Source organism: Pusillimonas sp. T2, assembly GCF_002236805.1.
Taxonomy (GTDB): domain Bacteria; phylum Pseudomonadota; class Gammaproteobacteria; order Burkholderiales; family Burkholderiaceae_B; genus Neopusillimonas.
On the sequence record NZ_NIQA01000023.1, the window covers coordinates 1 to 8,554 of the forward strand.

The 8,554-nt window shown below is 53.0% G+C and carries 7 protein-coding genes; 5 read left to right on the forward strand and 2 right to left on the reverse strand.

Annotation, left to right across the window (positions count from 1 at the left end):
• Positions 1-189 precede the first annotated feature (189 nt).
• The 5 genes from PuT2_RS15415 to PuT2_RS15440 all read left to right on the forward strand — a co-directional run bounded on the left by PuT2_RS15415 (position 190) and on the right by PuT2_RS15440 (position 6,911).
• Positions 190-828, forward strand: a complete 639-nt coding sequence (locus PuT2_RS15415; RefSeq protein ID WP_093971885.1) for a hypothetical protein — start codon at positions 190-192, stop codon at positions 826-828.
• 153 nt (positions 829-981) lie between these two features.
• Positions 982-2,922 carry a site-specific DNA-methyltransferase gene (locus PuT2_RS15420; protein ID WP_093971886.1) on the forward strand — a complete coding sequence of 647 codons (1,941 nt, stop codon included), beginning with the start codon at positions 982-984 and terminating at the stop codon, positions 2,920-2,922.
• Positions 2,919-5,786, forward strand: coding sequence for a DEAD/DEAH box helicase family protein (locus PuT2_RS15960; protein ID WP_216820832.1), 2,868 nt, complete (start codon positions 2,919-2,921; stop codon positions 5,784-5,786). Before PuT2_RS15420 ends, PuT2_RS15960 begins: the two co-directional genes overlap by 4 nt.
• Before the next feature lie 316 nt (positions 5,787-6,102).
• Positions 6,103-6,450: a hypothetical protein gene (locus PuT2_RS15435; protein WP_093971889.1), complete on the forward strand. Its 348-nt coding sequence runs from the start codon at positions 6,103-6,105 to the stop codon at positions 6,448-6,450.
• Between the two features lie 95 nt (positions 6,451-6,545).
• Entirely contained in the window at positions 6,546-6,911 is a 366-nt protein-coding gene (locus tag PuT2_RS15440) for a helix-turn-helix domain-containing protein (RefSeq protein WP_093971890.1), read from the forward strand.
• Positions 6,912-6,923: 12 nt separating this feature from the next.
• On the opposite strand, the gene PuT2_RS15445 is transcribed toward PuT2_RS15440, so the two are convergent.
• Both PuT2_RS15445 and PuT2_RS15450 read right to left on the reverse strand, forming a co-directional pair.
• Positions 6,924-7,256 carry a hypothetical protein gene (locus tag PuT2_RS15445; RefSeq protein ID WP_093971891.1) on the reverse strand — a complete coding sequence of 111 codons (333 nt, stop codon included), beginning with the start codon at positions 7,254-7,256 and terminating at the stop codon, positions 6,924-6,926.
• A partial coding sequence (locus PuT2_RS15450; RefSeq protein ID WP_216820833.1) for a hypothetical protein occupies positions 7,249-8,554 on the reverse strand: 1,306 nt, incomplete at its 5' end. The genes PuT2_RS15445 and PuT2_RS15450, both read right to left, overlap by 8 nt.

Consider the following 8,554-nt stretch of genomic DNA (forward strand, 5'->3'; position numbering starts at 1 on the left):
ATCGAGTTCTTCAGACCTTCCTTAGAGAACCGTCTTAAGTGAAGACTTGAATCATTGACATAACGCATCAGACGCCGGAAGGATGCGGATCTTTAAATCGACGCCCCATTGCACCGTCGTGGCCTAGCACTTTGAAGTACCATCGACGCTCAATCCCGTCGGTTATTGTCAGTTCTACCTGGAGCAATCATGGCAACCTCTAACGGCAGCAATCTTCCGTTTTTCGAACGTCCAGATCTTTCACCGTTTTTGGTTCACCTTACCAAGAACACGGTGAAGACTGATAAATTTACAGCCTACGATAATCTTTTAAGTATGCTTGGTACTGGCGAAATATTTGGAAGCACAACGGCTTCTGGTTTTATCAAAGGGAAGTCTCCCGCAGTCTGCTTCATGGATGTACCGTTAAGTTCGCTTAAATACGTTCTTAATGAAGCTAATACCGATCCAGACAGGCCACGCTATGAACCGTTTGGCATCATCGTGACCAAGCGCCGGGCTTATAAAGATGGGTGCAGACCGGTGATCTACCTATCAGACGATGAGCTAAAGGTATTAGGGATTCCCGAGAGCGAGCTATGGCGCGTTGTACGGCTTGAGGCCGTTGATGGAACCGGAATAAATTGGGTTCACGAGCGGGAGTGGCGCTACAAAGGGAGCTTTAAGTTACCGTCCAAACCTCTGGCCGTACTCGTGCGAACAAGCAACGAAGCCGTGAAGCTTCGAGACCACATCAAACGGGAACCAGAATTTTTTAAAGCCGTCCCGAAATCTATCATACCGCTCGAGATACTTTGCCAAGGTCTGCCTTATTTGGGATCTAAGTAAAGCCTATTTTTTAGCGGCGATGATGAACGAGCTTTGCGCTAGCTAATGAGACAAAAAATCTGAGCAGCCTTCCAACGCCCTGGTCGCGTGACTAAGCTTTTTCGCTTTTTTGGCTTAAAGTTCAGACTGAAACAAATTTAACAAGGCATAGTGATGACGCAACGCCCAGCAACCAAGGAAGCAGCCGCCAAGCTCCTGGCTCGCCTCGACACAATGACGACGCAAGAGCTCAAGCGCTATTTGGTGCAAGAACTTACCCGCAAAAAGCTGGGACTGGTTTGGGAGACCGATCAGATTGAGCGCGATCGTGCGTTAAATGGCAACCTGGTGCTGCCAAAAATCGACAAATCAGCGTCTGAGCTCAACGAACAGGAGTGCAGTACCAATCTGATCATTGAGGGTGACAATTTTGATGCCTTGCGTTTGTTGAAGGCCACGCATGCAGGAAAGATCCGTGTGATCTACATCGACCCGCCGTACAACACGGGTAACCGAGACTGGGTTTATAACGACGATTATGTGAAGAAAGACGATCGCTGGAAGCACTCTACCTGGCTAGAGTTTATGTACCAGCGCTTATGTCTGGCTCGCGACCTTCTGACTACTGACGGGGTTATGCTGATCTCGATCAACGATGAGAACCGGTCGCGGCTTGAGTTGCTCATGGATGAAGTCATGCCCGGACGGCGCTTAGGTTCTATGGTGTGGCGAACTCGGCAAGGATCCAATGCAGATCAGGGCTGTTTCCTATCGGTCGATCATGAGCATATCTTAGTTTACGGAAACCCTGGATTTGCTTTCGCTGGTTTTGAAAAGACCTACGACATGTATAGCAATCCGGATAACGATCCGCGTGGTGATTGGCGGGTAAGCGATCTGACTTTGGGCTTTTCGTATAAGGAGCGTCCGAACCTTTACTACCCCCTTGTGGATGAGAAAACTGGGATTCATTACCCTCCCAATCCTGATCGCATATGGGTTTATGCCAGCGAAGCGCGCCTGAAGCCTGGGGCTACGCTACAAGCAAAAAGCATGGAGGAATTCGCACGCCTTGGGCAAATCATCTTTCCAGCAGATCAGCGTGTTGAAACATGGGACACAATTGATGACCTATTAGCTGCCATTGATAGTGGAGATGTCCCAAAGAGCGGAAAAACTCCGATCTTACGTCGTGACTTACCAAATCTTGAGCAATGGGTTGGAAAGCCTATAGGTTTTGGTCGCCCGCAGTTTAAACGTTACAAAGCAGATCTTCGTAACCAGACTCAACCGCTATCGAGTTGGATTGTGCCTAACTTCGAGGAAGGCACATACGAGATAGATAACAACCTCACATCAGCGACCAATCAAGAAGGCGCGCGCCAAGTTTCCGCTATCTTTGGCGACCGTGTGTTCAACTACGCAAAACCTGCTTCGCTGATCACGGGGTTGTTAAAGCAGGCAACGCACGCCAATGACATCGTATTGGATTTCTTTTCTGGCTCGGGCACTACAGCGCACGCTGTTCTGGCGTTAAACGCCGAGGACGGCGGCAATCGAAACTTCATTCTTTGTTCCAGCACCGAAGCTACCGCCAAGGAACCTGAGAAAAACTTGTGTCGGGACGTGTGCGCCCAGAGGGTGCAGCGTGTCATCACGGGCTATGGGAAAACTCCGGGGCTGGGGGGCGACTTTGCCTACATGCGGCTGGATTTGATCGAAGAAGCTGATCTGATGTTTGACGCACAAGCCGAGCATGCCTATGCCTTGTTGTGCTTGCGCGAAACGGGCGTAGCGCGCGCGGCTCCAGAAAAATCCATCATTTGGCCTGTTGACATTCATGAGGGGGCGGCAACGCTGGTGTGCCCTCAATTGACTGATGACCTCGTGTCTCAGTTGGCCGCCCTGGGTGCCTCTCGCCTGGTAGTCTACATTGATCGACCCGACAGCCTAGTGGACCAATGGGAGCAAACCGGCCATGGCCATATCCCGCTGCAGGCCTTCAGCTTGGAGACCGCCCTGCGGTGGGCGCAGCCTGCCCGCGCAACCGTGCACGAAAGTGCTCAGAGCAACTCCCTGATCAACCAGGACGCCGAGCACGAGGAAAAGGCATGAGTCGCACACCCATCCCAACCGCCAATAATTTGCCTCTGCCTATCGCCGTTGGACAACGACATGCCGTTGTTCCTGAGGAGTTCCAAAGCAGGCTCATCAGCTCAATGACCGCTCAGCTGCTGACAAACGATCCACCGCCGTGTTTGCTTCGTGCGCCAACCGGCTCGGGCAAAACGTTTGTGTTGAGCAAAACGATGGGCAACATCAGCGACACGCGCTCTGTGCTGTGGTTCTGGTTCGTTCCATACACAACCCTGGTTAACCAAACCATTGACGCGTTGATCTCGGATGCCGGCGATTTAACCCCCTTGTTGTTTGCCGACGGAGTCAATCAGGATCCGGGGGCGGGCGTCGTTTTGGTGTCTACCGTGGCCCACGTTGCCCGATCTGTCTGGCGCAAACAAGAGTACAACGCCGGCGGAGGCGAACTGACGCGAACGCCGGCCNATCCGGGGGCGGGCGTCGTTTTGGTGTCTACCGTGGCCCACGTTGCCCGATCTGTCTGGCGCAAACAAGAGTACAACGCCGGCGGAGGCGAACTGACGCGAACGCCGGCCGAGTTTGTAGCCTTGGCCCGGGCCAGCAACCTGCAGCTTGGCGTGATTGTCGATGAGGCACACATCGCGCTTGATGAGGCCACTGAGTTTGGTCAATTCGTGCGCTGGCTCAATCCCACGTATCTTGCATTGGCCACGGCCACACCCAAAGACCAGCGCATTGAGCAGTTTTTGGCCAGCGCCCAGATGAGCAGTAAAGAAGTGTTCAGCGTCAGTCGCGACGATGTGGTCAAGTGTCGCCTGAACAAAGCGTACATCGAGGCAATTATTTATCAGCTCGAGCATACTCAGGCTGGCGTGGCCGACCTTAAGCGCACGGTACTTCGCCAGGCCTGGCTGCGTAACCAACAAATCAAACGCGAGCTGGCAAATGCTGGCGTCGACATGACGCCTCTTTTGCTGGTCCAGGTTGAGGATGGGCCAGACTCCATTGCTCAGGCAGAGCAGGATCTTGTTCAGCTTTGCGGCGTGCATCCTGGGGCTGTCGGAAAGCACTCGGCTGACGCCCCCGATCCAGCCTTGATGAGCTCCATTGCCAACGACGCCAGCATCGAGGTGCTCATCTTCAAGCAATCGGCCGGCACCGGTTTTGATGCACCGCGTGCTTTCGTGTTGGCCTCGACCAAGGCGGTCAACGACGCGGACTTCGCCATGCAGTTCATCGGACGAGTGATGCGGGTCTCACGCCAGATCCGGGCCAAGTACAGTGACTATCGGGCCATTCCGGAAGCGCTTAATACCGCGTATGTGTACCTGGCCGATGCGCAAGCGCAACAAGGTTACCAACAGGCGGTGCAGCTCATTGAAGCCGTTCGCACGGAGCTACAGGGTCAGACCGAAATGCTCACGCAGCGCAGGACACGATCGGGGGCGATTTGGCTAGGCAACAAGCCCACGCCTCAACGCCCTATTTCGCCGCGACTGCCTTTGCCGGAAAACCAGCGCGATGCCTCTGGCTGGCCAGAACAAAGCGACCAAAGCTCCCGGGCCTCTGAGCGCGAAGAACCAAATGCTGATCCTGAGAATCAGGGCCAGCAGCTTACGGGTCAGGCAATGCTTTTCGATCCTTTGCAAGGTGACGGCGTTGACGAAGTAGAGGCTCAACCAGACTCGGTACCGCCCAAACCCTCCCCTCAAGAAGCGCAGAACGCACAGCAATGGAGCCAGCGCCTTCTTGATCGAGGGATCTCGCACTATCGGCTTCGCACCGAACTGCCGGCCGTGCCTAAGCGCTTGCGCCGCGAAGATCGCCCCCAAAGCCTGCAGATGGCTCAAATCACTGAACGTGTGGCCACACGCTTGATATTGCGTGAGAATCATGTGCACGATGCCGTGATGGCCGCACGCAATCGCCTCAAAGAAACAGAGGTTCGCACGGATCTGATTCGTCGCGAGGTGCATGAGGACAAGGTCGCCATCGTGATTGATCGCAACCGGATTGCCGCACAAGCCAAGGCTGCCATGCGCAAGCTGCCCCAGCTCGAGGAAGCCGATCATCGCATTCTGGTGCGCACGCTGGCCAATCGATTACGTGCGCGGTTTGACACTGCATTTGCCGAAAGCGATGCCACGCCGCCCGAGGATGAAATCGAACGCATGCTTCGTACGGCAGCGTGTTGGCTCGTTACCGCGCACCTGCAGGACATCGAGGAGGCGCTTCACCTGGAGCTCGCGCAACAGGCACTTACCGTTGAGGCCTCGCCATTGCCCGATGCCATGCTGTTTCCGACCGATATTGCCCTTAAGATTTCAAGCAAAAATCTGTACGGGGTGCACCCGCCTTCGCAGGAACAACTGGCCAGCGTCGAAGAAACGCTGGCTCTGGAAGATCGTCAATTTCTGGACGATCGTCACTGGCACTTTGCCGGGTCCAAAAACGATGAGCCGCCCTTTATCAGTGGCAAGTTCGACCAAACGTTTTCCCTGAACTCGTATGAAACCCGTTTGGCCCAGGCACTGGATCGCGCCCCCTTTGTGGCCTGGTGGTTTCGCAATCCCGACCGCAAGCCCTATTCCGTGCGTCTGGTGCGCGGCGAGCATCAGAACTACTTCTATCCAGATTTTGTCGTTTGTATCTATCACGTGGACGGCGCCGAGCCAGTACCGCGTTTGATTGAAACCAAGCACGACTTGAAGGACGCCCGGCGCAAGGCCAAGCACACGCCCAAGGAATACGGCAAGGTTATTTTCATTACCAAAGACGCCGACCAGCATTACTTGCTTAATGAAGACGGCTCATTGGGCGAGCCCCTGGACTTTGGCAACATGGAAAAGCTTCGTGAAGCGATGCAGCGCACCGTGCCTTAAAGGGCCCACCCCTCACCCTTGCTTTAACCAGAGGTTTTCATGAGTTATTACGATCCTAGCTTTTTGCACTTCATGGCCAGCATCAACCTCAATTCAACGCTGGCAGCTCAAGGTGTTGGGCTGCATATTAATGTGCCCAGGCAGATCCGGGCCCCAAAAGGGCTGGGTAAAGCAGAGCACATTCGGGCTGTCGTTATCGGGCTTCGGAGTCAGAAGTTGTTATTCGTAGGGGATCGGAAAGCTTAACGGCGCATTTAGCTTTTTTGGCCCCGGTCGCTACCATGGTTTCATACACATCGAAACCACGGGGGTCACCATGCACTGCCAAGCCGCGATCATTCGCCAGATCTACGAATTGCGCCACACCATTTACCGTCCAACGAGCCAGGGGCTCAAAGCCCGTATCGAGTTCATGCGACTGGCGCTCAAGCACGATTTGGTGGACGAAATCCGCCATCACCACCTGTGGGACCGTGGTTACCACGGCCTGGGTGAGCGTCAATTGGATACTTGTTTTGAGATGGGGGATGCCGACGAGGTCGGGGTAGCCTTACTCAAAGTCGCCCGCGAAGAAGGTTTTTCGCGCAAACTGCCTGCGCTCATTTCTGCCTCAAGCCTTGAGCATTGGGCCCAGAAGCTTGATTCGCAGCTGGCGCTTTTCTAGACTAAATGGGCTTGATCGACTAGCATTTCAGTGAGCTGGTATTCGGTAGAATGTACTGGCACCACCAGCGCAACCCGTCAGCTCACGGAGACCTAATGTGTGAACGGCATCAGACTGCCAACCGGCTCTACAAGGCAGCGCGAGCCAGGTCGCTTCTCGATCCAGCCAAAGAGCAGTCCTCCTTAGCCCGACTTCTGAACGTTGCCCCTCAAAACATACATAATTGGGAGGTACGCGGCGTATCGAAGCAAGCAGCACTAATGTTGCAACTTGAATTCGGATTCAGTGCGACGTGGATTCTTTATGGCAAAGGGCCGATGTTCATCGCCTCTGCCCCGGCCACAGCGACAATGTCCGAAACCGAACGTGAATTGCTCAATTTGTTCGCTCAACTCGGAGAGGATGAGCTGTCCTATCTTTATGCCAAAGCGAAGCGCTTGCTGATTACCAGCTCGCGCTAGATCAGATCTGGATTAATGGTTTTGTACCAGCGAGGGATCCATTTCAATGGCTTGAGAATGACGGATCGTGCCTTTTTCATCACCAATCAAAACCGTCAAATACGGTTGGTTCAAGATTTCTAAAGGCAAGAGATCGTCGGGTGCGCCTACTACCCAGTGCGCTCCATCATCGTTGATAGTATGCAAAAGGCATCCGCTAAAAGCTTCCGCACCGTCCGGACCTAACATCTCAATCTGTGGTCGATCAAACAACCAAAATGCTTGAGGCGCATATACCGTCAACAGGGCTTGCCTTTGCTGACCGACGAAATGTATCGAGAAAGGCAAATAGCGAGGTTCAGCCATAGGTTACCTTAGACGCTGCGGAAATTGTTTGAACAAGAGGCATTTCTTGATACAGAGAATCATGCTGCATGCCTAGGACCTCGTTAAGTTGCTTGATGCCCTCCATGCTCATGACATTTTTGTGCGTAGCGCCGGCATCGGCAACAGAGATCTCGTGCACTATGTCGAATAGGTAGCTTTGCGCTTGTGCTTTGCCTTGCTGAGCAGTTGATGGATCACTCATAGCGCTTAGCCCTTCCGATAGGTGAATCAAGTCGTCAGCAAAAATATGTGTATAGAGGTCTTTGTGCTTAACTATTTCATAGTTCGCCTGCACGCGTTCGTGGCTATTGCTCAAAAACTGAATCTGCGACTTCTTCGCTTCACTTGGATTGGTCGTTATTTGTTGACCAAGCTCTCGAATTACACCCTTGTAACCTTGCATCACTATTTGTTGGCTCTGTCGCGCTTGCTCCATACTCCAACTATACTGAAGCAGAAGTTCACCCATACGTGCAATATCCTGTGGTTTGCTCATGTTTGCCGTTTGGGCAAACTGTCCTACTTGCGCCTTGAGCTGAGCCGCCTGGACAGAACTGCTGCCCATTGTCTTATAAGCGTCAACCAACGACTCCATTTTCTCAGGCTCTAAACCCAGCCCGAACACTTTTTGAAGATCAGGATCCCCAGTCAAAGCTAGATACGCGCCCATATAATCCGCGTCGTTTAGGCTGGCCATAAGCTCGGAACCAAGAAAGCGGGTGATACCATCGCGCTTCACAATTTGTGCTAACGCTTCATATTGCTCTTGAGTTAGTGCTACAGATAACGCACTGGTCAATCGTTCGTTGAGCTGTTCAGTCAATGTTGAGCTGGAATAAGTTGGCTTTGGTGCCCGCTGGGCTTGTAGAATCGCCTCATTGATTAGCGCAACATGTTTTCGTTGATCCTGAGCCTTATCCATCTGATCCCTGGGCAACTGAAGTCGAGCTCTTGTGTAAGCCTGTTCGTAGTAATCGTATGTCTCAAAAATATTGGCCGCTGATGGATGCTCGTGAAAGAAAGGAGACAGGCTGTAGTCACCGCTAGCTCGATCCAAAGCCCCAAGCGTGGCCGCCGCGGCTATCACAAAACCTGTTATCCAAACACCAATACCCTTCTTTTGTCTGTCTGCTGTGCGGGCTGAATGAATAACTTCCAAATATTTTTCTGGTTGCGATTTGGCTTGCAAGAGATTATCGTCATTCACCAATTGTGAGGGCACCATCGCGCGTGTCCTGCGCAATGGCCTGGAAAACTTAGGGAAGGTCTGAAGAACT